This is a genomic window from Acinetobacter sp. YH12117, from assembly GCF_013418865.1.
Taxonomy (GTDB): domain Bacteria; phylum Pseudomonadota; class Gammaproteobacteria; order Pseudomonadales; family Moraxellaceae; genus Acinetobacter; species Acinetobacter indicus.
In genome coordinates, this window is sequence record NZ_VPBF01000031.1 from 1 (window position 1) to 24,149 (window position 24,149).

Consider the following 24,149-nt stretch of genomic DNA (forward strand, 5'->3'; position numbering starts at 1 on the left):
GTTACACCGTGACAGCCTATGGAATTGAGGTAATCCCTAAAGCAAATGCTTTAGGTTCTTGATGGTGAAGTAGGAATTAAACATCAAACCCACATTGAGTAGGTTTGAGTAGGTTTTAAATAACGGTTGTTTATCTGCTGAGCAAATTCATCGTTGATTGGCCCAAAGTCAGTATATTCGCGGAACAATAATACTGGATCAATTATGTGATAGAGATCAAATAAAACTGATTGAAAACAACTGCTTTGCAAGCTGTTGTCGTGAATTGTCAATAAAATTGGCGTTGATGGTCAATATCTGTTCAGGGAAGTTTTCTATAGTAAAGAAGCTGAAGATAGCGGCAGAACTTCTGCCTACATCGAAGGTGATTCTGTTGAAATATGTACGTTTTAATGCCAAGCGCTGTAGCAATTCTTGGTTTATAGGGAGTCTTCAAGACTCCTTTTTTTTATCTTCATTTTTTATTTGTTTTGCTTTGCCGCATAAAAAAAGAGTGTATGGCTACACTCTTTTCAGTTCTGAAATTTTTGAGCCAATGGGCTTAAAGGCGCATTTCAATACCTTGTGCCGCCAAGTATTGCTTGGCTTCCGGAATGGTGTGCTGACCAAAGTGGAAAATTGAGGCCGCCAGAACTGCATCGGCGCCGCCTTGTAAAATTCCGTCTGCCAGATGCTGTAAATTGCCAACACCGCCAGAAGCAATGGTTGGAATATTGACGTGGTCATTAATGGTTCGCATTAGTGCCAGGTCATAACCGGCTTTGGTACCATCGGCATCCATAGAGGTAATTAGCAGTTCACCCGCGCCGTAATCAGCCATTTTCACGGCCCATTCAATTGCATCAATCCCGGTCGGTTTGCGGCCACCGTGGGTGAAAATTTCCCATTTGTTGTCGCCGGTTTTTTTGGCATCAATCGCCACCACAATACATTGTGCGCCAAAACGTTGTGAGGCTTCCTGCACAAATTCCGGATTAAACACCGCAGCCGAGTTAATGCTGACCTTGTCGGCACCGGCATTCAGTAATAAACGGATATCTTCGACTTTACGCACGCCGCCGCCCACAGTCAGTGGAACAAACACGGTTTCTGCCATACGCTCAACGGTACGGTAGGTGGTGTCACGGCCATGATGGGTAGCGGTAATATCTAAAAAGGTGATTTCATCAGCGCCCTGTTCGTTATAACGACGCGCCACTTCAACCGGATCACCTGCATCACGAATATCCAGAAATTGCACACCTTTCACCACGCGGCCGTTATCTACGTCTAGGCAAGGAATAATACGTTTAGCAAGCATAATTTTTTCCAGTCATTTCAGCTGATTATGAAACTCACCCACACAAGCGCTACACCTTGGCAGATGGACACGCTATTCTATCAAACTTATGTAAGATTTTTCGCAGGTTTTCTATGTCGGTTTATACGCCTTTGACTTTAAAGGAAGTTCAGGATTTTGCAGCCCCTTATGGACTTGAGGTGGTCGATCTGATTCCGATTCAAGGCGGTATTCAAAATACCAATTACTTTTTGGTGGCTCAGGACGGTACACACTATGTGTTGACCGTGTTTGAAGACATGGATGAACAGGCAGCCGGTGAACTGGTGCCGGTACTGGAACATTTGGGTCAGGCAGGTCTGGCTGTGGCGGTGCCGCTCAGTTATGCTGGCAAGGCCATCCACTCGATTAAACAGAAACCGGCCCAGATTGCGCCGCGTTTAATCGGCGAGCATCCAATGCCGGCCAGCATCGCTCAGGTGGAAGCCATTGCCGTGGCACAGGCCAAAATGCATGTGGCCTTAAAAGATTTTCCTTTAAAACGCGCTTTTGTCCGCGATCATGCGTACTGGCTGGCGGTATCCCAGGAAATTAAACCCAGCTTGAGCGAGGCCGATAAAGTCCTGCTCAGCAAATTGCTGGGACTGTATGAAGCGCTTACCGCGATTTATCCGGACCGTCCAAAAGGGTTTATCCATTCTGATTTATTCCGCGATAATACCCTGTTTGAAGGCGATCAGCTGCAGGGCATTCTGGATTTTTACGAGCTGAATCAGGATGAATGGCTGTTTGATATTGCCATTACCTTAAATGACTTCTGTACTGAGTATCCGCAGGTCAGCCTGAATGAAGACAAAGCCATGGCCTTTTTAAAAGCCTATGACCGCATTCGTCCTTTAACCGAAGATGAAAAAGCCTGTCTGGAGCTGTATCTGGCAATGGCTGCTGGCCGTTTCTGGATGATGCGTTTACAGGTGGCACAAAAAAATGCTTTGCAAGGACGCAGCGGTGACGCAATTTTGCAGAAAAATCCGCTCGAGATGCGTAATATGTTGATTGAGCGCTTAAAGTTCGTCACAGCTTAAATATAAAGGGTAGGGAAATGCGCGATCAGGGCCGGTTAATTGAATGGTTTGATGACAAGGGCTATGGCTTTATTCAGCCCAATGATCCGGACAAAGACCACGTATTTTTGCATATCAAGGATTTTGCCCGTCCGGGGCCGCGCCCGATTGTCGGTTGTGCACTGGATTATCAGGTCATTCTAGATGAACGCGGCCGCTATCGGGCCCAGCAGGTGGTGTATTTAAAAGCCTCACAGGTCAAGCCGCGTGCTGATGTGGTGAGCAAGCCGCGGCAGCGTCCTGCGGCCAAACGTCCGGCCATGCAAATCCTGTGTGTGGCTTATATTCTCGTGCTGGCAGTACTGACCCTGACCGGCTTATTGCACGGCTTGCTGCTGTTATTGATTAGCCTGATGAATGCACTCAGCTATTGGCTGTATGCACAAGACAAGGAAGCGGCCCAACTCGGTCACCGCCGGATTCCGGAACAGAGCCTGCATCTGGTTTCGGCTCTGGGGGGCTGGCCGGCGGCCTGGCTGGCACAGGAAAAAATGCGACATAAAACACAAAAACAACCTTTTCGTAAAATTTATTTTTGTACAATCGGCTTAAACATTCTTTTGATTTTATGGTTTATTTCTCCTTTTAATCTGTTGACGCTCTGAGCATAGCGGGGCGGGGAGTGCAGGACAACAATATGAATACTTCCATTGACCGTGACCCGAATCGTAGTCTGACTTTTATTCTGTACCTTCTGTATATCGTGGCGATTTTTAGTGCCGGCTTGCTGGCAATCGTCGCGCTAATCATCAATTATGTAAAACGCGGCGCGGTACGCGGTTCGATTTTTGAAAGCCACTTTACTTGGCAAATTCGCAGCTTCTGGTGGTATCTATTCTGGAATATTGTGGCCTTTGTGCCGTTCTTTTTTATTTTCTTTATTGATGAAGACCCGAACCGCTTTGCCCAGGTCATTTTTGGTGCTTCGGCCTTCTGTCTGGCGGTGATTGGCCTGTCTTGGCTGTGGATTGTCTATCGGGCTATTCGCGGTATTATGCGCCTGAATGATAATGAGCCGATGTATTCTTAATTGCTTAAATGATCAGACCGATCTTCCTAAAATTTAGTCCGGAAGATCGCTCGCTGATGGCGTGTGCTGCTGTTTCTGACGCAGAAATTTCGGTTTCCATTCACTGATAATCACGCCCAGCACCACCAGAAAACCACCGACCAAAGCCATAAACGGTAAACGCTCGCCGGCCAGACGGCCAAACAGCGAAGCCCATACCGGTTCTCCGGCATAAATAATTGCCGCCTGTGCCGGGCTGACTGCGCGCTGCGCCCAGTTCATCACCAGCTGAACCAAGGCACTGGCCAGCCCCAAACCGCCAGCCAAGAGTAGCAACATCCAGGAAAATTGCGGCAGTTGCTGCTCACCGACCAGTGGCATGGCAAGAAAGGCAAACAGGGAGGCGAACAGCAGTTGAATCACCGTGACCCGTTGCAGATTAACCCGTCCGGCAAAATGGCTGATCAGGATAATTTCCAGTGCAATCGCAATGGCGCCGAGCAGGGTAATCAGCTGACCAAAACTCAGCTGTAGCTGCCCCAAACCATTGCCGGTCAGTAAAACCAGCCCGATAAAGGCACAGCTTGCGCCCAGCCAGATCATGATGTGCAGCCGTTTCCGGAACAGCAGCCACAGCAAGATCGGCACCAGCGGCACATATAACGCGGTTAAAAATGCCGATTCGCTACTGCTGATGGTCTGCAGCCCCACGGTTTGCGTACCATAACCGACAGTCAGGCTGACCCCAATTAATGCACCGGCCCAGAGTTCTTTGACTTGCATACCGCGTAAATGCGGCAGTGAAATCAGCGCGACCGCCAGTGCAGCGGCGGCAAAGCGGCAGCCGACAAAAAACATCGGGCTGGCATAATTCAGCGCCAGCTTGACTGCCACAAAAGTACCGCCCCAGAGCATGGTAATCATGATCAGGGCCAGTTGCGGCGCTTTGCTGTTAAGTGTGGTTTTAAGGTTCACAGGGGCATCAGACATGGCAGATCAGCGAGTATTCAAAAAAGACATCAACCCGGTGAGGGCATAAAAAAAGAGGCCCGAAGACCTCTTTCTGACAGCAGCACTTAGAGGGCTTGCTCATCCAGCAGCAATTGCGCTTCACGCAAATTCAGGCTGCCTTCATAAATGGCACGACCGGTAATCGCGCCTAAAATGCCTGGCTGGCCTTTTAAGTTACGGACATCATCCAGATTGGTCACGCCACCAGAAGCAATCACTGGTAAACCGGAATATTGCGCCAGATTCACAGTCTGCTCGACGTTTACCCCTTGCATCATGCCGTCACGGGCAATGTCGGTATACACAATGCTGGAGACACCGGCATCGGCAAAACGTTTGGCCAGATCGGTGGCTTTCACTTCAGTCACGTTGGCCCAGCCATCGGTCGCGACCATGCCATTCATGGCATCAATGCCCACAATGATATGCCCGGCGAATTTTTTGCAGGCTTCTTCGACAAATTCTGGCTCTTGAACGGCTTTGGTGCCAATAATCACAAAAGACACGCCTGCATCGAGGTAATGTTCAATGGTTTCAAACGAGCGAATACCGCCACCAATCTGAATTGGCAGGTCTGGCTGTGCTTTGGCAATGGCCTCGACCACCGGTTTATGGATTGGGGTACCTGCAAAAGCGCCATTTAAGTCGACCAGATGCAAGCGACGCGCACCTTCATTGACCCAATGCTGTGCAGTGGCCACCGGATCATCAGAAAATACGGTATCGTCTTCCATACGACCTTGTTTTAAACGGACACATTTTCCATCTTTCAGGTCAATTGCAGGGATGATCAGCATGCTTTCGCTCCTTGCTTCATCGGTTAAATTTCTTGCCGCCCATCTTAGCAATAAACGAAAATTTTCTAAATGCTATATTTGCATGCAAAAATAAAAACAGCCTGTGCTGTGTCAGGCGGTCAACAAAGGTTCGATGAAGAAAATCCGGCTGTCTGTGCAGCTTGATCTTCAAAGCGGTTTAGGGCGGGGTTTTAGATGGCCGGATTCTGAGTTTGAGCGAGGTATTGGGAATCTGTTTCGGCAACAGGCCCAAACGCAACAATTCTTCAAAAACCAGTACCGGGGCATAAGCATCGGCGGCGGCATATTCCATTTGTGCTGTGCTTAATACCGGATTGGCCCAGTTCGAGGTACTGAGCCGTTTGCTTTTGGGAAAATAGACCTGAAACAGCAGCGCCATGGCATGTTTTAATCCGACCGGGTTTTTAAAGCCAAAGCTGTGAAAGCATTTGGACAGTTCCAGCACACTGTTCAGTTCTACGCCTTTTTTGCGAAATAGATGGGCATCATTTTTCAGGCCAAAGCCGACTTTAATCTGGTCACGGTTGGCGAAGATTGGCTTAAGAAAGTTCCAGATTTCCTCATTCATCTGAAATAGATAGGCCCGATCTAGTGTGGCCAGCTGAATCAGGTGCGGGCCATCCGACACTTCGCCACTTTTAAAAATCGGTTTAGATTCCGAATCAAAGCCGAGTACCGCTGCAATATTCAGTTCATGCGCATAGTGCTGACATTCGGCCAGCGTTTGAATCAGATGAATTTTAGAGGGTGGCAGACTTTGAAAGCGCGGCAGCTGTTCCAGCTGGCTGGAAGAGGGCATATGGGATGATGTTGAAGATAAGCTCATGCCATCTTTTCCTTGGGCTGGCGATAAAAATAAGGCCTGAATTGTCAGGCCTTATTTTAAGCAAGCGGGACCTTTTAGGCCAGTACTGCACCAAAAATGGCGAAAGCAAATAGCAGCACCAACAGAATAATATAAATCCAGGCCAGCGCCGCTTCCCAGCCAGCCGTAGCACGTGGTGGACCATAGCTGTTAACACGTTGGTCACCCGGGGCGAAAAACAGATACAGCATCAGCAACAGGTTGGCCACTGGAACCAGCATCAGTAACGATAGCCAGCCGGTATGGTTACGGTCATGCAGACGGCGGATGGTGAAAATAAACATCAGATATAACACCCCCAGATAAATCAGTGCGCCCAGCACCAGTGGGGTGAGCGGAATGCCGCCAGCAGGATCAATATTCATCAGCCCGGGAAAGAGCAGGGTCAAAACCAGAAAAACCGGAATCATTAACAGTGCAATCAGGCAGTTCCAGGCCAGATAGGAGAAACGTCCAAAACGCCCCGCCGCGCTGAGTGCCGAATCTTGTGTCGTGATGTGTTGGGTATGAGTGGTGCTATGCATCTTTGAATTACCTGTTTTATTTTTATTGAGTTGTATAAAAAGCAGTCAAATATTACTAAAAATTGCTTAAAAAAGAAAGAAATAAAAAATAGCTAAAAACAAAGCCGGGACGAACCCGGCTTTATACATCTTGCACAATAGAAGAAGTGATTTAAATCTTCCAGTCGACAAAGTTCTTTAACAGTTGCAGACCGGCAGTATGACTTTTTTCCGGGTGGAACTGGGTCGCGAACAGGTTGTCTTTGTGCAGGGCGGTACAGAATTGCAGACCATAGTCACAGGTCGCTGCCACAATCGCGCTGTCTTTCGGCTCGACATAGAAGCTGTGCACGAAATAGAAACGCGCATCCTGTTCAATGTTGTTCCACATTGGATGGCTCGGGTCAGCCTGATGCACCTGGTTCCAGCCCATGTGTGGCACTTTTAGACCTTCAACGTCCGGGAAGCGTTTTACCACCCCTTCAAAAATACCCAGTGCATCGGCACCGCCATTTTCTTCGGAATGTTGCATCAGCGCCTGCATACCCACACAAATGGCCAGTACCGGTTTATTAAACACCGCCTGACGCACGACCTCATCGATCCCGGCTTCATGCATGCCTTGCATACAGTCGCGCATGGCGCCGACACCCGGAAACACGATTTTATCGGCCTGGGCAATCAGTTTCGGGTCATTGGTGACATCCACCGTAGCACCGACGTGTTCCAAAGCTTTGGCGGCAGAGTGCAAATTCCCCATGCCATAATCAAGAAGGGCAATACGGGTCATTACAGGGTACCTTTGGTCGATGCCACAGTATTGGCAGCACGTGGATCAATTTCACAGGCCATACGCAGTGCGCGCGCAAATGCTTTAAACACACTTTCAATCTGGTGGTGGCTGTTTTTGCCTTTCAGGTTGTCGATGTGTACGGTCATTAGCGAGTGGTTCACAAAGCCCTGGAAGAATTCAGAGAATAAATCGACATCAAAACGGCCAATGGTGGCGCGGGTAAATGGTACATCCATAAACAGGCCCGGACGACCAGATAAATCAACCACGGCACGGCTTAAAGATTCATCGAGTGGGGCATAGAAGTGACCATAACGCTTTAAGCCTTTTTTATCGCCCAGTGCCTGTGCAAAGGCCTGACCCAGGGTAATACCACAGTCTTCTACGGTATGGTGGTCATCAATTTCCAGATCGCCATCACAATGAATATCAATATCAAACAAACCGTGTCGCTTGATTTGATCAATCATATGGTCTAAAAATGGAATACCAGTGTTGAGTGTGCCTTGACCGGTACCGTCGAGGTTTAAACGAACTCGAATTTTGGTTTCGTTAGTGTTTCTTACCACTTCACTGATACGCTCTGTCATGGACACGTTCCTCAAAAAACGTTAAAAATGATGGATGTAAAAATGTTTCGCTGCGACGAAGTCCCAGCATATTAGATTGCTCAGGAGGGTTAATCAATGCCTATTACCGTACATGCTTATACTTCACTGGAAAATGATGAAGTGCGCAGCCAGCTTGAGCGACTGTATGACACCAGTCCGGAGTTTGGTGATGGCCAGGATGCGGTAGAGCAACTCGAGCAACATCTGAACCAGTATACCCTACTTTATACCGCAGAATTTAATACAAAATTAATTGGTGCAATTTGGTGTACCGGGCAGGGCGAAAGCAGGACCCTGGAATATATTGTGGTGCATCCGGCCAATCGTGGTCGTGGTGTGGCCGAGCGTCTGGTCAGTGAAGTCTGCCGCATGGAAGAAGCCAAAGGCGTGAATCAGTTTGAACCGGGCTGTGGCGCAATTCACCGTTGTCTGGCACATCTGGACAAGCTCTAAGCGAGTTAAAATGAAATTCAAGAGAGGCTAATCGCCTCTCTTTTTTTATCTGCTGGCCTGCAAATGGCTGGAATCGCGGGCGTTTCACTTAAAAAATAAGCAGACAGCGTACAAAATGCTGTAAAAGTAAACAAATACTTGAATTTATGCAAAAGCTGCTTGACGGCACCGGGCGGAGATTGTTTAATACGCGTCATCGGCGTGATAGCTCAGTTGGTAGAGCAACGGATTGAAAATCCGTGTGTCCCCAGTTCGATCCTGGGTCTCGCCACCATATTCAAACGTTTAAACGTTTTCAATCCCTGATCCCATCAGGGATTTTTTTTGGGTAAAAAATACTCGATTAAATAAAAATGTCATGATTTATATTGACTAATTTCCCCAGATGCGGCTTAATACACGGCATCGGCGTGATAGCTCAGTTGGTAGAGCAACGGATTGAAAATCCGTGTGTCCCCAGTTCGATCCTGGGTCTCGCCACCATATTCAAAAAGCCCCTGCATTGCAGGGGCTTTTTTTTTATGGCATTTAAAAATGGCAGCATGATCTTTCATCGTTCATCGTTCATCGTTCATCTTCAAGATTCACTGGGTCTGATCAGATCGGGAACACAGTTACGCTAATAACAGCTCAATAACACGAATCCTGCTGAATAAGATTGCATTCTGGCGCTTAATAGAGAGACATGTTTCATTACTGTTCAGGAGGCCGTGTATGACGCGCTTTCAGATGTTCTCCTCGACTGTAATGATTATGCTGGGAATCGGCTCAACGTCGGTCTGGGCGCAACCCGAGCGTCTAGCAACGCTTCAGGTCATGGCAGAACCTGAACTACGTCAGGAAGTGGGCTTTATTCCGTATCAGGAAGATCGTGCAAAGCGTAAGGCATTACAGCATCGGATCATGCAAATTCAGCAGGACACTCAAAACCGGGTCATTGACCCGGACCCGCCTGTCCTGATTACCATGCCGGCCAAAGAACCGGTCAATATGGATCACCTTTCTCCGGCGTTGCAGCAGCATATTCTGGCGATTGCCGCCGGTTTGCAGTCGGATAACCCGTTACGTGGCTTGGAAACCCTGCTGGCGCCATTTCGTGGCCCGGATGGACAGATCCAGCTTGATTTACCCAATATCTCTTTAGGCGTGGTCGATTATGAGATGAATCTGGGCAATAGCTTGTTCCCCGATATCAGCTCACAGTTACGCAACCCGACCCGATAATAGATGACGTGATAGGGGAAACTATCCAACCATAAAAAAACGCTCCAGAGGAGCGTTTTTTTAGATCTGATTCAGGCCGAGATTAAGCCGTTTTTACCGCTGCTTCTTGGGCCAGCATGTGACCATTTTCTTCGAAGTTGCTGTGCCAAGCCAACGCTTCACGTAACAGGTGAGGAGTGTGGCCGCCTTTTGCACATGCGCGGTCGAAGTAGTCGTTTAATGCATCACGGTACATTGGGTGTGCACAGTTGTCGATAATCGCACGAGCGCGCTCACGCGGTGCCAGACCACGAAGATCGGCAAGACCCTGTTCAGTCACCAGAATGTCAACGTCGTGTTCTGCATGGTCAATGTGCGATGCAAATGGAACAACAGATGAAATGTCACCGCCTTTGGCAATAGACTTGGTCACGAAGATGGCCAGGTGAGCGTTACGCGCGAAGTCACCTGAACCACCAATACCGTTCATCATTTTGGTACCGCATACGTGAGTGGAGTTCACGTTACCGTAGATATCGAACTCAAGCGCAGTGTTGATGCCGATAATACCTAAACGACGTACTAGTTCCGGATGGTTTGAAATTTCCTGTGGACGCAGAACCAGTTTGTCTTTGTACTGTTCCAGGTTGTTAAATACTTTTTCGCCGTATTTCGCAGACAGGGTAATAGATGAACCTGAAGCGAACTTCATTTTACCGGCATCAATCAGTTCGAAAGTACAGTCTTGCAGTACTTCTGAGTACATGATCAGGTCTTCGAAGTTTGATTCTTTCAAGCCGGTCAATACTGCGTTAGCGATTGAACCAATACCTGCTTGTAAAGGACCGAGGTTTTTCGGTAAACGGTCTTCAGCTACTTCTTTTTCAAAGAATGCGATCAAGTGGTTGGCAATTGATTGAGTCTCGTCATCTGGTGCAGTGACAGTTGATGGAGAGTCATGTAATTCGCTGTTAAATACGATACCAACGATTTTTGCAGGATCGATGTTAATTGCTTGAGTACCGATACGCTCGTCAACTTTGGTCAATGGAATTGGTTGACGGGTTGGACGATAGGTCGGGATATAAATGTCGTGTAAGCCTTCAAATGCCGGGCTTAAGTTGGTGTTAATTTCAACAATGACTTTTTCAGCAAAAATTGCAAAGCTTGCAGAGTTACCTACAGAAGTGGTTGGCACGATGCCGCCATCTTCAGTAATTGCAACGGCTTCAATTACCGCTACATCTGGCTTTTTCAGCTGCTGGTTACGCATTTGCTCAACTGTTTCAGACAAGTGCTGATCGATGAACATGACTTCGCCTTTGTTGATGGCTTTACGTAAAGTGTTATCCACTTGGAAAGGCAGACGACGTGCCAGTACACCGGCTTCAGTCAGTTGTTTGTCGAGATCGTTCCCTAAGCTCGCACCAGTAATTAATGTAATTTTTAGAGGATTCGCTTGTGCTTGTTTCACTAAAGCCAAAGGAACAGCTTTCGCTTCACCGGCACGTGTAAAGCCACTCATACCAACAGTCATACCGTCTTGGATGAATTGAGCAGCTTGCTCCGCACTCATAACCTTGTCATGTAGGGAAGCTAAACGGATGCGATCTAGGGACATGGTTTACTCTCGTTTGAAAAATCAGAACTGATGGCGATTGTACCCATCAAAAAAGCCATTTTGCATACCTGTTAGGCTAAGGTCTAATTTTTTCAAAAAATGCAGGTATAAATATATTTGATGCTTTTTATCTTGTTGAAAATTCAATAATAAAAATTAAAAGCCAAATCTTTACCAAGAACTGATTGATCAATGTTTAAGCATGATTTAGAAATGTTCTGTAATACTTTGCTTAATTTTTTCTAGAGTGCTGCTGTTGTTTTTTTCATCATCTGGCTGTTCGGGCAGCGGTAAAGAGATGATGACTTCGAGTCCACCTTGCTCGCGATTGCGAATAATCAGCTCGCCTTGGTGAATATCGACAATCCGTTTCACAATGGCCAGACCTAAACCGCTGCCTTGGACGGTACGTGCAGCATTCCCACGCACAAAAGGCTGCATTAAAGATTCAATCTGATCTTCAGGAATGCCTTCCCCATGATCGGCCACACTAATGCAGATAAACTGTTCCTGTACCTTGGCAGATAGCTCAATCGGTTCGGTGCCATAACGCTTGGCATTGTTAATCAGGTTGCCAATTAAACGTTTCAGCGACAGGCTACGTGCCTGCAAAATCGGTAATTCTTCCGGGCTAAAGCGAATGTCCAGCGGTTTAAACTGGATCACCAGTTCCTGTAACAAGGCATTTAAATCGGTATCTTGCAGTTCTTCATCCGAGCCATCACGCATATAGGAAATGAACTGGTCCAAAATGGCGTCCATATCTTCGACATCGTAAATCAGGCCTTCTTTTAAAAAGTCTTCATCCGGCATCATTTCTGCACTCAGGCGAATCCGGGTCAGGGGTGTGCGCAGGTCATGCGAAATTCCGGCCAGCATAATCCGGCGGTCGCGCTCGGTCTGCTCCAGGGTAAAAATCATCTGGTTAAAGGCCTGGTTCACCTGACGGATTTCTAGCGGCCCGTGGTTGGTTTCCAGATAAGGCGCTTTACCGGTTTGACTATAGGTATTGGCGGCTTCCTGCAAACGGCGTAATGGCCGGTTTAGCTGACGCACTAGGGTCAGAATAATAATGGCAGACAGCAGTGGAATGCCGAGCAGCCAGCCAAACACCAGTTCCGGGCTGTAGTTGGCATAGGTTTTTAATGGTTCACGAACCCAGTGGCCGTTCATTTCCGGCGTTTGAATCCAGATACGTGGGCTGGGCTTGAACTGGAAATACACGGTTACATCATCGGCTTTGAGTTCATTGGCCAGTTTTTTCTCGATTTGTCGGGTAAAGAATTCGGCAATAACCTTGTCACGGACATTTGGATATTCCTTGGGATCGGTAATGTATTCAATCCCGACCCGGTTTTTTAGCCAGGCATCCACATCGACTTCGGCATCATTATGGAAAATCCGTAATTCCGGATTGTTCAGAATTTCCAGTTCAACCGCCAGATAACGGGCATGTTGCTGGATTTCCGGCAGATACAGGGTGCGCCAAAAGAACCACAGGGACATAAACAGACTGAAAATCACCACAAACAACACCAGCACGGTGGTCCGCATGGCAGCCGAGCGCGGTTTGATTTTATCCAGAAAGCGTTCCCACGGCGTGCGTTTGCGTTCTGAATAGGTTTCAAAGTCGGTAAAGTCTTGTGGATCGATGGGGTCGAGTTTCACAATGAGTCCTTTTTAAAAAGGGAAAGTTCTCCCCCAAAATTGGATACGCGTTAGGTCATCCGCAACTGTTTGAGGCAGGACTCAAGTAAATTACTTATGTTTCTGCGAAATATTGGTTGAAATGACGGAATTTGCCGAGTTTTGCGGATGACAATGGTTTTGCTTACTTTTGCCGAAACAAAAGTAAGGCGAACCGCAGGTTGTATCCCATCAGTGGGGAATAGACCGTAAGACTCCGTCATAGATTCGATGAGTGAGCTTTATTCCGCACCATCTGGAACAAAGACATAACCCACACCCCACACCGTTTGAATATAACGCGCACGTGCCGGGTTTTCTTCAATCAGGCGGCGTAAGCGAGACACTTGCACATCAATCGAACGTTCCATTGCGCCCCATTCACGGCCACGCGCCAGATTCATCAGCTTGTCGCGGGTCAGCGGTTCACGAGGATGTTGTACCAGCGCTTTTAACACTGCGAACTCGCCTGTAGTTAAAGTCACGACTTGACCTTCACGGGTCAGGGTACGGGTCGAAAGATCTAGCGCCCACGGTCCAAAGCTGACCACTTCCATCTGCTGGCTTGGTGCGCCTGGGACTTCACGCACCTGGCGGCGTAATACGGCACGAATACGCGCTAACAGTTCATTCGGGTTAAACGGTTTTGGCAGATAGTCATCGGCACCTGCTTCAAGGCCGGCAATACGGTCTGAGTCGCTGCCGCGTGCGGTCAGCATGATAATTGGCGTATCAATACTGGACTGGCGTAAACGGCGGCAAATGCTCAGGCCATCTTCAACCGGCAGCATGAAATCGAGCACGATCAGGGAAAACAGCTCGCGTTGTAACAGGCGATCCATTTGCGTAGCATCATGGGCAGTTTTGACCACGAAACCTTTATCTTCCAGAAAACGCTGTAACAGCGTACGCAAACGCACATCATCATCGACAACGAGAATGCGTTCAACGCGGTCAGTTTCGGTATGTACGGCATCTGTATTTTCAGCAGGTACAACTAAACTCATGATGTGCTCCTTTATTCTTTATTGTGGTCGTATGCAAAGCTTTCACTGACTTTGAGTATACGATTCATCTGTATGCCTTGACTATGCTCTAAAGCAACAAATATTGCAGTTAAAATCAAGACATAGATACCAAATATATACATCTATGATAGAAGATAAATCCCACAATTTGGGGAAGAAAAGGCCCTGAAATGATGAATTTACCGCAAAAATGTGAAATATCTGCGAATTGGCAAGAATCGCCATCTGTAAATTTCATAAAACAATTGTGGATTTTATGGGCCTGGTCTTTATAATCATGCCATTTAGTACTTATCCTTGTGGGATCAAACACGATGACTGACTTAGTTCAGCAGTTGGCAAAAGAACTTGCCGTACGTCCAAATCAGGTAGAAGCTGCCATCAAACTCATTGATGAAGGTGCCAGTGTTCCTTTTATTGCACGTTACCGTAAAGAAGTAACGCAGGGCTTAGACGATACGCAACTTCGCCAGCTCGATACACGTTTAGCGTATTTGCGTGATTTGTTTGAACGCCGTGAAAAAGTGATTGAATCACTCAAAGAACAAAATAAATTATCTGATGATTTATTGGCACGTGTGAATGCGGCTGAAACTAAAAATGCCTTAGAAGAAATTTACGCGCCGTACCGTCCAAAACGTACCAGCAAATCTTTTAAAGCCAAAGAAGCCGGCTTGGGTCCAATCGCAGAGAAAATCTTTGCAGAAGCGATTGATCCAGTAGAAGCGCTTGCCGGCTTTAGCCATGAAGATTATCCAGACCTGGAAAGCCAGCTCGATGCGATTCAGCATATTTTAATTGATGACTGGGCGCAAAATATTGCACTCACCACTGAACTGAAAGCAACCTTTGCCAAAACTGCTGTGCTGAAAAGTCTGGTGGCCAGTGATGAGAAAAAAGAAGTCGGTAAAAAATTCCGTGATTACTTCGATTTCTCTGAAAGCCTGAACAAAGTACCATCGCACCGTTTGCTGGCCATGCTGCGCGGCCGTCAGGAAAACGTGCTGGGCTTAAAAGTTGATGGTGAAGATGAAGCGCCACTGGCACGTATTGAAACCGAATACAACTTAGATACCGTGCAGCCACAAGCGCGTCAGGACTATTTAAAGCAGACCGCAAAACTGTTCTGGCTGGGTAAAGTCCGTCCGACCATCGAGCATTCATTGCTGACTGAAAAACGTCTGGCGGCTGAAGCAGAAGCGATGCAGGTGTTTGCTGAAAACTTACGTCATCTGCTGCTGTCTGCACCTGCTGGCGCACGTACGACGCTGGGCGTTGACCCGGGCATCCGTACCGGTGTGAAACTGGCAGTCGTGAATGAATCAGGCGATGTACTGGCACATAGCACCATTTATCCATTTGCTCCAAAAGATGATAAAGAAGGTTCACTGGCCGAGCTGGCACGTTTATGCCGCGAGTTCAATGTCGACCTGATTGCGATCGGTAACGGTACCGCAAGCCGTGAAACTGAAGCGCTAGTAGCTGAAATGATGGCAGCAAACAGTGACCTGAAACTGACTCGCGTTTCTGTGTCTGAAGCAGGTGCTTCGGTTTATTCTGCTTCTGAATTGGCTTCTCAAGAACTTCCAGAGCTGGATGTGTCGATTCGCGGTGCAGTATCCATTGCCCGTCGTTTACAAGATCCATTGGCAGAGCTGGTGAAAATTGATCCGAAATCAATTGGTGTGGGTCAGTATCAACACGATGTGAACCAGACTGGTTTGGCCAAAACCCTGGAAGCGGTGGTGGAAGACTGTGTGAACTCGGTAGGTGTGGATGTGAATACGGCATCTGCAGCAATTCTGGGTTATATCGCAGGTCTGAACAAATCAATCGCGCAGCAAATTGTGGATTTCCGTAAGGAAAATGGCCGTTTTGATAACCGTCAGGCTCTGAAAAAAGTGCCACGTTTAGGTGAGCGTACTTTTGAACAGGCGGCAGGTTTCTTGCGTATTCAAAATGGTTCTGAGCCACTTGATGCCTCTGCGGTGCACCCGGAGTCGTATGCGCTGGTGTCTAAAATTGTTGAAGCCAAAGCAACGACTGTAAAAGACATTATTGGCAATACTGAAATTATCCGTCAGGTCAATGCCGAAGAATTTGTAGATGACCAGTTTGGTTTACCAACCATTCAGGATGTGCTGAGCGAACTTGAAAAGCCGGGCCGTGACCCGCGTCCGGAATTCCGTACTGCCAAATTCCGTGATGATATTACCGAAGTATCGCAATTGTCTGAAGGCATGCAGCTAGAAGGTGTGGTCACCAATGTCACCAACTTCGGCGCATTTGTCGATGTTGGTGTGCATCAGGATGGTTTAGTCCATATTTCTGAACTGGCGAATGAATTCGTGTCTGATCCGCATAAAGTGGTGAAACCGGGTCAAATTGTTCAGGTGCGTGTTTTAACGGTAGATGTTGAGCGTAACCGTGTGAACCTGTCGATGCGTCCGGAAGGTGCTGCAGCAGCGAAAGCACCACGTCAGCCACGCCGTGACCAAAACGAACAGCGTACTGAACGTAAGCCGCAGGGTAAACGTCCGCAACAGGCGCGTCCGCAGGGTGATCGCCCTCAGGGCAAAAAGCCGCAAGCGGCCAAACCACAAGACAATAAAATTGGTGGTTTAGGTGCATTGTTATTGCAAGCCGGCATTAAAGGTTCGAAGTAATCTTTAGCTCTTAAAAAAACCTCCCAATTGGGAGGTTTTTTTATTGCCCTATTTAATTGACCATCGGCACAATCCAGCTACATAAAATCAGCATAATACCCAAATGCCCCAGCTTGCGGGTAAAACTCACCAGTGGCGTAGGCGGCTGTTCCAACTGTTTGGCATATTCCTGCAAACTCAGCTTATTGGCGGCTTTACTAGAAAATAAAAAAACACCTAAATCAATACAGATCAGAATCGTGCCTACATCGGCAATCAGCTCCATCAGCTCATAATCCTGATGATACAGCGCCATCGCCACCTGATAGCCCAGAAACAGGGCAAAGGCAAAACACCCATATTGCAGAATAAGGGAAAAGGTCCGCATAGTCTTACTTTAACTGTTCAAAATGAGGGGTTTTATAACATAAAAAGACCTGTCATTAGACAGGTCTTTAAAAGGATTGTTTTACCAGTGTTCACCCGGGAACAAACGGGCATACGCTTTTTGTACCCAGTTCAGCTTTTGTGGCTGACCCACCGAAGCCGATGAACTTGGGAACAGGTTATAACCAATCGACATCAGCTTGTTGTTAATATCCGGTGCAATCGCATAAGTAATTGAAGCCAAACGTCCTAAATGCGTGGCAATTTTCTTCGGACGTTTCACAATGGCATAGCAGATTAAATCGGCCGCCTGTTCCGGTGAAAGGGTAGGAACATATTTATACATTTTGGTGGGTGCGATCATTGGAGTACGCACCAGTGGCATATAAATGGAGGTAATTGCAATATTGTGTGAATGTACTTCGGCCGATAGACAGCGGCTAAAAGCATCCAATGCGGCTTTAGAGGCAACATAAGCCGAGAAACGGGTCGCATTGGCCAATACGCCAATCGAGCTGATGTTAATAATCTGGCCGCTACGACGTACCATCATTTGTGGCAGAATATTCATCACCAGACGCACGGCACCAAAATAATTCAGCTGCATGGTGCGTTCAAAATCGTGGAAACGGTCTAAAGATTCATGCACGGCACGACGGATTGAACGTCCGGCATTGTTAACCAAAATATCAATATGATCGACAGACGCTAAAATATCTTTTGAAGTCTGGTCAATGGCTTCCCAATCATTTAAATCACACGGGAAAATAGATGCTTTGCCGCCTTTGGCTTCAATCTCTGCTTTTACCTGCTCCAGGGTTTCCTGGGTACGTGCCACCAGCAGCACATGCGCTCCCGCCTCTGCCAGACGATAAGCGGTGGTCAGTCCGATACCACTGGATGCACCGGTAATCAGTACGGTTTTTCCATTTACTTTTTTCTTGAAAAGTTTCTCTAGTTTTGCCTTCACACTTGTATCCCTGCTTGATTAAAAGATCAGACTCAATGGTCTTTGTTATTTGAATTTTTGCGCCCAATCTCATTGGTTCGGGCTGTTATGATGGGCATTATAATAACCGAAGTTTAAAAAAAGCCATAAAATAAGTGATTGAAATTAAAAGTTATTTTAGAGTAATTACTCTAATGGGGTATTGGGGTTGTTTGGTAAATTCTGCTTAAAATTTTTCGAAAAAGCAAGTCCTTGTTTCTATGTTTAAAAAGCAAAAAGTCTGCCATTGCAGCGCAAAAGCAGACCGTTTGTCGTGAAATTGCAATAATTAAACGCTAGCCAGCGCCTGCTCCAGATCGGCAATCAAATCATCAATATGTTCAATACCAATTGACAGGCGTACCATATCTTCACTTACACCCGCCGCTTTCAGCTCTTCATCATTTAATTGTCGATGGGTGGTGGTAGCCGGGTGGCAGGCCAGACTCTTGGCATCGCCAATATTGACTAAACGGGTAAACAGTTGCAGCGCATCAATAAAGCGGGTGCCGCCTTCACGGCCATCTTGCACACCAAAAGACAGAATCGCAGATGGTTTGCCTTTGACATATTTTTGCGCCAGCGCATGTTGTGGATGATCTTTTAAGCCGGCGTAATTGACCCATTTCACTTTTGGATGCTGCTGTAAATATTCCGCCACTTTTTGGGCATTTTCGGTATGACGTTCCATACGAAGGCTTAAGGTTTCCAGTCCTTGCAGAATCAGGAAAACATTATGTGGGCTAATCGCTGCACCGGTATTGCGTAGCGGCACTACGCGGGCGCGGGCAATAAAGGCCGCTTCGCCCAAGGCTTCGACATAATTCACCCCGTGATAGCTTGGGTCAGGGGTATTTAGAGATTTAAAACGTTCAGGATATTTACCCCACGGGAATTTACCGCTATCGACAATAATTCCACCAATCGAAGTGCCATGGCCGCCAATATATTTGGTCAGTGAATGCACCACAATATCGGCACCAAAATCAAAGGATTTTTGCAGCACCGGTGTAGCCACCGTGTTATCCACCACCACCGGAATGCCATATTCATGCGCAATTTGGGAGATGGCTTCTAAATCAATAATATTCCCCAGCGGATTGCCAATTGATTCCACAAAAACCAGTTTGGTTTTGTCATCAATTAGTTCGCGTAAGGCTTCCGGGTTCTGATAATCAAAGAAACGGACTTCGACGCCCTGTTTTGGCAACGTATGTGCGAACAGGTTATAGGTACCGCCATACAGGGTTGAAACTGATGCAATATTATCGCCGGCTTCGGCCAGGGTCTGAATGGTATAGGTAATTGCAGCCATCCCCGATGCCAGTGCCAGCGCACCAATCCCACCTTCGAGCGCTGCCACGCGTTGTTCCAGCACTGCCGTGGTCGGGTTCATGATACGGGTATAAATATTGCCTTGTACTTTTAAATCGAACAGATCGGCACCGTGCTGGGTATTGTCAAAGGCATAAGAGGTGGTCTGGTAAATGGGCACTGCCACAGCTTTGGTGGTCGGTTCAGGGGTGTAGCCAGCATGAATGGCCAAAGTTTCAGCTTTATACGTCATTTTTCGTTCATCTTGCGTGAGTTATATGTTGATCAAGTGTAGCAGGTCTATTTATGAAATAAAGAGGGAAATATCTGCAACAATTATCTTTAAATTTCATAAAGACGCCCTCATTTTAAAATTTCAACGGCGGATAAGGCTGCAATGTATACCTGAATTTTGGACACTTTAAAGAGTTGTAACAAAGCGTGGAAGATGAGGCCGATCCCTTATCTTTTTCTGGCTTTCAGGTATAATAGCCGATTATTTTTTCGCTCATTTGAGTAGGGGTGGCGGTTTTGCCCCCGAAATTGGTTTTTCTATTGAGGAGTCCTACGTGGCCCAATATATTTATACGATGAACCGAGTGTCGAAGATGGTTCCGCCGAAGCGCGAAATCTTAAAAGACATCTCTTTATCATTTTTCCCAGGCGCAAAAATTGGTGTGCTTGGTCTAAACGGTGCAGGTAAATCGACCTTGCTTCGTATTATGGCGGGCGTAGATAAAGATTTCTCTGGTGAAGCACGTGCACAGCCAGGGATTAAAATCGGCTACCTTGAGCAAGAACCACCGCTCGATCCAACCAAAGACGTTCGTGGTAATGTGGAAGATGGGGTACGTGAAGCCCTTGATGCATTGGCGCGTCTGGACGAAGTATTCGCTGAATATGCGGCTGAAGATGCAGACTTTGATGCGCTTGCAAAAGAGCAGGAAAAGCTGGAAGCCATTATTCAGACTTGGGATGCGCACAACCTGAATAACCAGCTGGAGCAAGCCGCAGCGGCATTAAACCTGCCAGCATGGGATGCAGATGTGACTAAGCTTTCAGGTGGTGAGCGCCGTCGTGTGGCACTGTGCCGTTTGCTATTGTCTAAACCAGACATGCTGCTGCTGGACGAACCGACGAACCATTTAGATGCATCATCTGTTGCATGGTTAGAACGTTTCCTGAAAGACTTCCCGGGCACCATCGTGGCGATTACCCACGACCGTTACTTCCTTGATAACGTTGCCGAGTGGATTCTGGAGCTTGACCGCGGACATGGTATTCCATATCAAGGCAACTATTCGTCTTGGTTAGAGCAAAAGAACGCGCGTTTAGAGCAAGAGCAGAAGCAGGAAGAATCTTTTGCGAAGGCATTGAAAAAAGAACTTGAATGGGTTCGTTCAAATGCTAAAGGTCAGCAAAAGAAAAACAAAGCGCGTATGGAGCGTTTTGAAGAGCTGAACTCACGTGAATTCCAGCAGCGTAACGAAACTTCTGAAATCTACATTCCACCTGGTCCACGTTTGGGTAACAAGGTGGTTGAGGTTGAAGGCATCAGCAAGTCATTTGGTGATCGTACCCTGTATAAAGATTTAACCTTCACTGTACCACCTGCAGCAATTGTCGGTATTGTGGGTGAGAACGGTGCAGGTAAAACCACACTGTTTCGTATGATGACTGGTGAAGAGCAGCCAGATACCGGTACGGTAACACTGGGTGAATCGGTTAAAGTCGCTTACGTGGGTCAGATTCGTGACACGCTAGATGATAACAAAACCGTGTGGGAAGAAGTGTCTGGCGGTTTAGACATCTTACGTATTGGTGAATACGAAATTGCATCACGTGCTTATATTGGCCGCTTTAACTTTAAAGGCCAAGATCAGCAAAAACGTGTTGGTCAATTGTCAGGTGGTGAGCGTAACCGTTTGCAACTGGCGAAAATCCTGCAAATGGGCGCTAACGTCATCCTACTCGATGAACCGTCAAACGACCTGGACATCGAAACTTTACGTGCGCTTGAAGATGCAATTCTGGTCTTCCCGGGTACCGTGATGGTGATCTCGCATGACCGTTGGTTCCTCGACCGTATTGCAACGCACATCCTGTCATTCGAAGGTGAAACTCCTGAATTCTTCACTGGTAACTATGCTGAATTCGAAGAATACCGTCGTAAACGTGATGGTGATGACCTGATTACCAAGCGTCAGAAATATCGCAAAATTGGTGGTTAATCCCTAATTTGGATGCATAAAAAACCAGCCTTCGGGCTGGTTTTTTTATGTAGTTTGAATAGAGAGCTATAAAGAGGTGAGCATTATCCTGGTCGCGCTATATAAATTATAGAAGGAGGGTGTGCAGCGATCGCGGGAAGTGGTGCAATACTTTTTAGCAATTCATTGAGGGAGATGATTTTTATCTTTTTATAATCATAGGCTGGCGTTGAGGGCTATCCTTATCAACGCCAGATGCAGCTTTGTTTGAATCAATGAGAAAAATCAGATTTCCCACTCATGGTTGCATTCGCGGCATTTCCATTTCTTCTGGTTTTGCATAAAAGCCTGCATTGAAATTTTAAAATCTGGCAAATCACGATAGAACATGAAGCCGGCAATTAAACAGATCACAAAGACAATTACGGTTGCTGTTTGCAGGGTAGTGCCCGCACCATCACCAAAAATCCACATTGCAATACTAATCAGCACCAGCAGCAATAAAATAAAAATGGCTGGAATCAGAAATACCAGGCTTTTTGGCACCACCGGACGTGGAGCTGCTTGGCCTGCTTGCGCAACAGGCATGATTTTCGGGCTTTGACACTTCGGGCAACGGTATTGCATTACAACTCCAAAATTCTAATCTGTGGTTTATTTTAATCGGAATACATCAGAAAGCAAAAAAGCACAGCAAAATAAAACAACAGGCAATAAAAAACCCAAGTCATAATGCTTGGGTTTTTTATCAGATCACTTTAAAAGTGAGCTTAAATATGGCGTCCCTACGGGGATTCGAACCCCGGTTACCGCCGTGAAAGGGCGATGTCCTAGGCCTCTAGACGATAGGGACTTATTGAGGCAACACAATTATGAAACCATGGTGGAGCCAAGCGGGATCGAACCGCTGACCTCTACAATGCCATTGTAGCGCTCTACCAACTGAGCTATGGCCCCAGTCTGTGTGAGCGCTATATTATGAAGATAATGCTCACACGTCAACAAAAAACTGCATTAACTTGCATCAACTGCATCATTTTTCGGCAATTTTAAGCTTTCATTGAGTTTTTCCCAAGCTTTTAGCTCTTTTTTGCTTGGTCCACCCACAATTTCCAGCGCATGGCGCAGGCGGGCAAAAGTTAAATCCGGACCAATAGTGACCATGGTCTGCATCACTGGCGTAGAGGCAGTTGAACCGGCAATGGCAATAAAGAATGCCGGCATAAAGTCGCGCAGTTTAATTTCCATTTGTGCGGCCAAGTCCATTAAGGTCTGGCTCACGGTGTCATTGTTCCAGGTGAACAGACTTTCCAGGCGCCAGATGGCAAACTGCAAGCTTTGACGCACCTGTTCTTCAGACAGTTTTTTGCTTTCAAACTGTTCTTTTGAAAGTGTTGGGAAATGGTTGAAGTAGTGCGCAGACCAGTTCACGGCTTCAGATAATAGGTTGATACGTGGCTGGATCGCGGCAGCAATTTCTTCCAGCTTGGCGCGGTCGGCTTTCCAGGCCAACAAGGTATCCAGCAGTTCAGCCGGAGAAAGGGCTTTAATCCACTGACCGTTGAGCCAGTTCAGTTTTTCCACATCAAAGATTGGACCGCCCAAAGACACACGGTTGATGTCAAAGTGTTCAATCATTTCCGCCAGGGTGAATTTTTCACGCTCATCCGGCATTGACCAGCCCATGCGGCCCAAATAGTTCAGCAAGGCTTTTGGCAGTACGCCAATGTCTTTATAGTAGTTGATTGAAGTCGGGTTCTTGCGTTTTGACAGCTTGGATTTGTCCGGGTTACGCAGCAGCGGCATGTGGCACAGTACCGGCATATCCCAGCCAAAGTATTGATACAGCAACTGATGTTTCGGTGCCGATGGAATCCACTCTTCACCACGAATGACGTGGGTGATTTGCATTAAATGGTCATCGACCACGTTGGCTAAATGATAGGTTGGCAGGCCATCAGTTTTCAGCAGAATCTGCATGTCGACTTGCGCCCAAGGAATTTCCACTTCACCGCGCAGCATGTCGTTAAATTTGCAGATGCCTTCGGTTGGAATTTTCATGCGGATTACATGTGGTTCGCCTGCCGCCAGACGACGCTGAACTTCTTCGGCAGAAAGCTGTAAACCGCGACCGTCATAACGTGGAGATTCGCCACGTGCTTGCTGTTCAGCACGCATCTGGTCCAGTTCTTCTGCAGTCGCGAAGCAGTAGAAGGCATGACCTTTTTCAACCAGTTCCAGGGCATACTGTTTATAGATGTCCATACGCTCCGATTGACGGTATGGCGCATGTGGGCCACCCACATCTGGACCTTCTGACCAGTTCAGGCCTAACCAGCGCAAAGAATCGAGAATCATTTTTTCAGATTCAGGGGTCGAGCGCAGCTGGTCGGTATCTTCAATACGCAAAATAAACTCGCCGCCATGCTGTTTGGCAAAGCACAGGTTAAACAAGGCAATATATGCAGTGCCTACATGCGGAAAACCGGTAGGAGAAGGAGCAATACGGGTACGAACAGTCATAATCAGTAATGAGTCAGAATGTAAATTGGAATCTATTATAACGAAAAAGCCTGATCACTTAATGCTTTATTCTGCATT

Annotated in this window: 22 protein-coding genes and 4 tRNA genes; 9 read left to right on the forward strand and 17 right to left on the reverse strand. The window is 47.0% G+C overall.

Annotated features, from left to right (window positions below; all coding sequences use genetic code 11):
* Positions 1-541: 541 nt before the first annotated feature.
* Positions 542-1,303, reverse strand: coding sequence for an imidazole glycerol phosphate synthase subunit HisF (gene hisF / locus FTU55_RS11025; RefSeq protein ID WP_303113667.1), 762 nt, complete (start codon positions 1,301-1,303; stop codon positions 542-544).
* A gap of 110 nt (positions 1,304-1,413) precedes the next feature.
* Between hisF and FTU55_RS11030 the strand changes: the two genes are divergently transcribed.
* From FTU55_RS11030 to FTU55_RS11040, 3 genes are read left to right on the forward strand one after another with little or no spacing between them, the layout of a single operon-like run.
* Positions 1,414-2,364 carry a homoserine kinase gene (locus tag FTU55_RS11030; RefSeq protein WP_005180603.1) on the forward strand — a complete coding sequence of 317 codons (951 nt, stop codon included), beginning with the start codon at positions 1,414-1,416 and terminating at the stop codon, positions 2,362-2,364.
* A 17-nt stretch (positions 2,365-2,381) separates the two neighbouring features.
* Entirely contained in the window at positions 2,382-3,008 is a 627-nt protein-coding gene (locus FTU55_RS11035) for a DUF1294 domain-containing protein (protein ID WP_163170452.1), read from the forward strand.
* Positions 3,009-3,040: 32 nt separating this feature from the next.
* Positions 3,041-3,433: a hypothetical protein gene (locus tag FTU55_RS11040; protein ID WP_005180599.1), complete on the forward strand. Its 393-nt coding sequence runs from the start codon at positions 3,041-3,043 to the stop codon at positions 3,431-3,433.
* A gap of 33 nt (positions 3,434-3,466) precedes the next feature.
* Here FTU55_RS11040 and FTU55_RS11045 read toward each other — a convergent pair whose 3' ends face one another.
* The 6 genes from FTU55_RS11045 to hisB form a co-directional block, all read right to left on the reverse strand.
* Positions 3,467-4,402 (reverse strand): DMT family transporter, encoded by a 936-nt coding sequence (locus FTU55_RS11045; protein ID WP_168383896.1) that lies wholly within the window; start codon positions 4,400-4,402, stop codon positions 3,467-3,469.
* 86 nt (positions 4,403-4,488) lie between these two features.
* Complete coding sequence (gene hisA, locus FTU55_RS11050; protein WP_075167328.1) at positions 4,489-5,220, reverse strand: 1-(5-phosphoribosyl)-5-[(5-phosphoribosylamino)methylideneamino]imidazole-4-carboxamide isomerase; 732 nt, start codon at positions 5,218-5,220, stop codon at positions 4,489-4,491.
* Between the two features lie 178 nt (positions 5,221-5,398).
* Entirely contained in the window at positions 5,399-6,067 is a 669-nt protein-coding gene (locus FTU55_RS11055; RefSeq protein ID WP_168408671.1) for a 3'-5' exonuclease, read from the reverse strand.
* A gap of 74 nt (positions 6,068-6,141) precedes the next feature.
* A complete protein-coding gene (locus FTU55_RS11060; RefSeq protein WP_016658424.1) occupies positions 6,142-6,630 on the reverse strand; it encodes a DUF805 domain-containing protein in 489 nt (162 codons plus the stop codon).
* A 151-nt stretch (positions 6,631-6,781) separates the two neighbouring features.
* The gene (gene hisH, locus FTU55_RS11065) at positions 6,782-7,399 is read right to left on the reverse strand and encodes an imidazole glycerol phosphate synthase subunit HisH (protein ID WP_160232268.1); all 618 of its coding nucleotides are present in this window, start codon (positions 7,397-7,399) and stop codon (positions 6,782-6,784) included.
* Complete coding sequence (gene hisB, locus FTU55_RS11070) at positions 7,399-7,992, reverse strand: imidazoleglycerol-phosphate dehydratase HisB (RefSeq protein WP_005180581.1); 594 nt, start codon at positions 7,990-7,992, stop codon at positions 7,399-7,401. The genes hisH and hisB overlap by 1 nt, the downstream gene beginning before the upstream one ends.
* Positions 7,993-8,088: 96 nt before the next feature.
* Here hisB and FTU55_RS11075 point away from each other — a divergent pair, with 96 nt between their 5' ends.
* The 4 genes from FTU55_RS11075 to FTU55_RS11090 all read left to right on the forward strand — a co-directional run bounded on the left by FTU55_RS11075 (position 8,089) and on the right by FTU55_RS11090 (position 9,690).
* Positions 8,089-8,466, forward strand: coding sequence for a GNAT family N-acetyltransferase (locus tag FTU55_RS11075; protein ID WP_016658426.1), 378 nt, complete (start codon positions 8,089-8,091; stop codon positions 8,464-8,466).
* Between the two features lie 198 nt (positions 8,467-8,664).
* Positions 8,665-8,740: transfer RNA gene (locus tag FTU55_RS11080), tRNA-Phe, on the forward strand.
* 133 nt (positions 8,741-8,873) lie between these two features.
* Positions 8,874-8,949: transfer RNA gene (locus tag FTU55_RS11085), tRNA-Phe, on the forward strand.
* Between the two features lie 231 nt (positions 8,950-9,180).
* On the forward strand, positions 9,181-9,690 hold the full coding sequence (locus FTU55_RS11090; protein WP_104483905.1) for a hypothetical protein: 510 nt from the start codon (positions 9,181-9,183) through the stop codon (positions 9,688-9,690).
* 82 nt (positions 9,691-9,772) lie between these two features.
* Here FTU55_RS11090 and FTU55_RS11095 read toward each other — a convergent pair whose 3' ends face one another.
* The 3 genes from FTU55_RS11095 to ompR form a co-directional block, all read right to left on the reverse strand.
* Positions 9,773-11,290, reverse strand: a complete 1,518-nt coding sequence (locus FTU55_RS11095) for an acetyl-CoA hydrolase/transferase family protein (RefSeq protein ID WP_005180567.1) — start codon at positions 11,288-11,290, stop codon at positions 9,773-9,775.
* A 207-nt stretch (positions 11,291-11,497) separates the two neighbouring features.
* Positions 11,498-12,958 carry an ATP-binding protein gene (locus FTU55_RS11100; RefSeq protein WP_075167846.1) on the reverse strand — a complete coding sequence of 487 codons (1,461 nt, stop codon included), beginning with the start codon at positions 12,956-12,958 and terminating at the stop codon, positions 11,498-11,500.
* A 260-nt stretch (positions 12,959-13,218) separates the two neighbouring features.
* Positions 13,219-13,983, reverse strand: coding sequence for a two-component system response regulator OmpR (ompR, locus tag FTU55_RS11105; RefSeq protein ID WP_005180561.1), 765 nt, complete (start codon positions 13,981-13,983; stop codon positions 13,219-13,221).
* A gap of 335 nt (positions 13,984-14,318) precedes the next feature.
* Here ompR and FTU55_RS11110 point away from each other — a divergent pair, with 335 nt between their 5' ends.
* The gene (locus FTU55_RS11110; protein ID WP_180047073.1) at positions 14,319-16,670 is read left to right on the forward strand and encodes a Tex family protein; all 2,352 of its coding nucleotides are present in this window, start codon (positions 14,319-14,321) and stop codon (positions 16,668-16,670) included.
* 52 nt (positions 16,671-16,722) lie between these two features.
* Here FTU55_RS11110 and FTU55_RS11115 read toward each other — a convergent pair whose 3' ends face one another.
* The 3 genes from FTU55_RS11115 to FTU55_RS11125 all read right to left on the reverse strand — a co-directional run bounded on the left by FTU55_RS11115 (position 16,723) and on the right by FTU55_RS11125 (position 19,591).
* Positions 16,723-17,037, reverse strand: a complete 315-nt coding sequence (locus tag FTU55_RS11115) for a hypothetical protein (protein WP_005180556.1) — start codon at positions 17,035-17,037, stop codon at positions 16,723-16,725.
* 81 nt (positions 17,038-17,118) lie between these two features.
* On the reverse strand, positions 17,119-18,006 hold the full coding sequence (locus tag FTU55_RS11120) for an SDR family NAD(P)-dependent oxidoreductase (RefSeq protein WP_005180554.1): 888 nt from the start codon (positions 18,004-18,006) through the stop codon (positions 17,119-17,121).
* Between the two features lie 307 nt (positions 18,007-18,313).
* Positions 18,314-19,591: an O-acetylhomoserine aminocarboxypropyltransferase/cysteine synthase family protein gene (locus FTU55_RS11125; protein WP_005180552.1), complete on the reverse strand. Its 1,278-nt coding sequence runs from the start codon at positions 19,589-19,591 to the stop codon at positions 18,314-18,316.
* Between the two features lie 316 nt (positions 19,592-19,907).
* Between FTU55_RS11125 and ettA the strand changes: the two genes are divergently transcribed.
* Entirely contained in the window at positions 19,908-21,569 is a 1,662-nt protein-coding gene (gene ettA, locus FTU55_RS11130; RefSeq protein ID WP_005180550.1) for an energy-dependent translational throttle protein EttA, read from the forward strand.
* 264 nt (positions 21,570-21,833) lie between these two features.
* Here the strand turns inward: ettA and FTU55_RS11135 are convergent, their stop codons facing one another.
* The 4 genes from FTU55_RS11135 to gltX all read right to left on the reverse strand — a co-directional run bounded on the left by FTU55_RS11135 (position 21,834) and on the right by gltX (position 24,071).
* Positions 21,834-22,175: a hypothetical protein gene (locus tag FTU55_RS11135; RefSeq protein WP_005180548.1), complete on the reverse strand. Its 342-nt coding sequence runs from the start codon at positions 22,173-22,175 to the stop codon at positions 21,834-21,836.
* A gap of 150 nt (positions 22,176-22,325) precedes the next feature.
* Positions 22,326-22,401: transfer RNA gene (locus FTU55_RS11140), tRNA-Glu, on the reverse strand.
* Between the two features lie 28 nt (positions 22,402-22,429).
* Positions 22,430-22,505 (reverse strand) — tRNA-Ala (locus tag FTU55_RS11145).
* 57 nt (positions 22,506-22,562) lie between these two features.
* Positions 22,563-24,071 carry a glutamate--tRNA ligase gene (gene gltX, locus FTU55_RS11150; protein ID WP_180047075.1) on the reverse strand — a complete coding sequence of 503 codons (1,509 nt, stop codon included), beginning with the start codon at positions 24,069-24,071 and terminating at the stop codon, positions 22,563-22,565.
* Positions 24,072-24,149: the final 78 nt, after the last annotated feature.

What these genes read in the sequence shown, in the direction of transcription:
- gltX (WP_180047075.1), bottom strand. Translation starts at nt 24,071, where the DNA reads ATGACTGTTCGTACCCGTATTGCTCCTTCTCCTACCGGTTTTCCGCAT.
- FTU55_RS11030 (WP_005180603.1), top strand. Translation starts at nt 1,414, where the DNA reads ATGTCGGTTTATACGCCTTTGACTTTAAAGGAAGTTCAGGATTTTGCA.
- FTU55_RS11110 (WP_180047073.1), top strand. Translation starts at nt 14,319, where the DNA reads ATGACTGACTTAGTTCAGCAGTTGGCAAAAGAACTTGCCGTACGTCCA.
- hisB (WP_005180581.1), bottom strand. Translation starts at nt 7,992, where the DNA reads ATGACAGAGCGTATCAGTGAAGTGGTAAGAAACACTAACGAAACCAAA.
- FTU55_RS11060 (WP_016658424.1), bottom strand. Translation starts at nt 6,630, where the DNA reads ATGCATAGCACCACTCATACCCAACACATCACGACACAAGATTCGGCA.
- FTU55_RS11075 (WP_016658426.1), top strand. Translation starts at nt 8,089, where the DNA reads ATGCCTATTACCGTACATGCTTATACTTCACTGGAAAATGATGAAGTG.
- hisH (WP_160232268.1), bottom strand. Translation starts at nt 7,399, where the DNA reads ATGACCCGTATTGCCCTTCTTGATTATGGCATGGGGAATTTGCACTCT.
- FTU55_RS11115 (WP_005180556.1), bottom strand. Translation starts at nt 17,037, where the DNA reads ATGCGGACCTTTTCCCTTATTCTGCAATATGGGTGTTTTGCCTTTGCC.
- FTU55_RS11090 (WP_104483905.1), top strand. Translation starts at nt 9,181, where the DNA reads ATGACGCGCTTTCAGATGTTCTCCTCGACTGTAATGATTATGCTGGGA.
- FTU55_RS11040 (WP_005180599.1), top strand. Translation starts at nt 3,041, where the DNA reads ATGAATACTTCCATTGACCGTGACCCGAATCGTAGTCTGACTTTTATT.
- FTU55_RS11055 (WP_168408671.1), bottom strand. Translation starts at nt 6,067, where the DNA reads ATGAGCTTATCTTCAACATCATCCCATATGCCCTCTTCCAGCCAGCTG.
- FTU55_RS11125 (WP_005180552.1), bottom strand. Translation starts at nt 19,591, where the DNA reads ATGACGTATAAAGCTGAAACTTTGGCCATTCATGCTGGCTACACCCCT.
- ompR (WP_005180561.1), bottom strand. Translation starts at nt 13,983, where the DNA reads ATGAGTTTAGTTGTACCTGCTGAAAATACAGATGCCGTACATACCGAA.
- FTU55_RS11035 (WP_163170452.1), top strand. Translation starts at nt 2,382, where the DNA reads ATGCGCGATCAGGGCCGGTTAATTGAATGGTTTGATGACAAGGGCTAT.
- FTU55_RS11135 (WP_005180548.1), bottom strand. Translation starts at nt 22,175, where the DNA reads ATGCAATACCGTTGCCCGAAGTGTCAAAGCCCGAAAATCATGCCTGTT.
- FTU55_RS11045 (WP_168383896.1), bottom strand. Translation starts at nt 4,402, where the DNA reads ATGTCTGATGCCCCTGTGAACCTTAAAACCACACTTAACAGCAAAGCG.
- FTU55_RS11095 (WP_005180567.1), bottom strand. Translation starts at nt 11,290, where the DNA reads ATGTCCCTAGATCGCATCCGTTTAGCTTCCCTACATGACAAGGTTATG.
- hisA (WP_075167328.1), bottom strand. Translation starts at nt 5,220, where the DNA reads ATGCTGATCATCCCTGCAATTGACCTGAAAGATGGAAAATGTGTCCGT.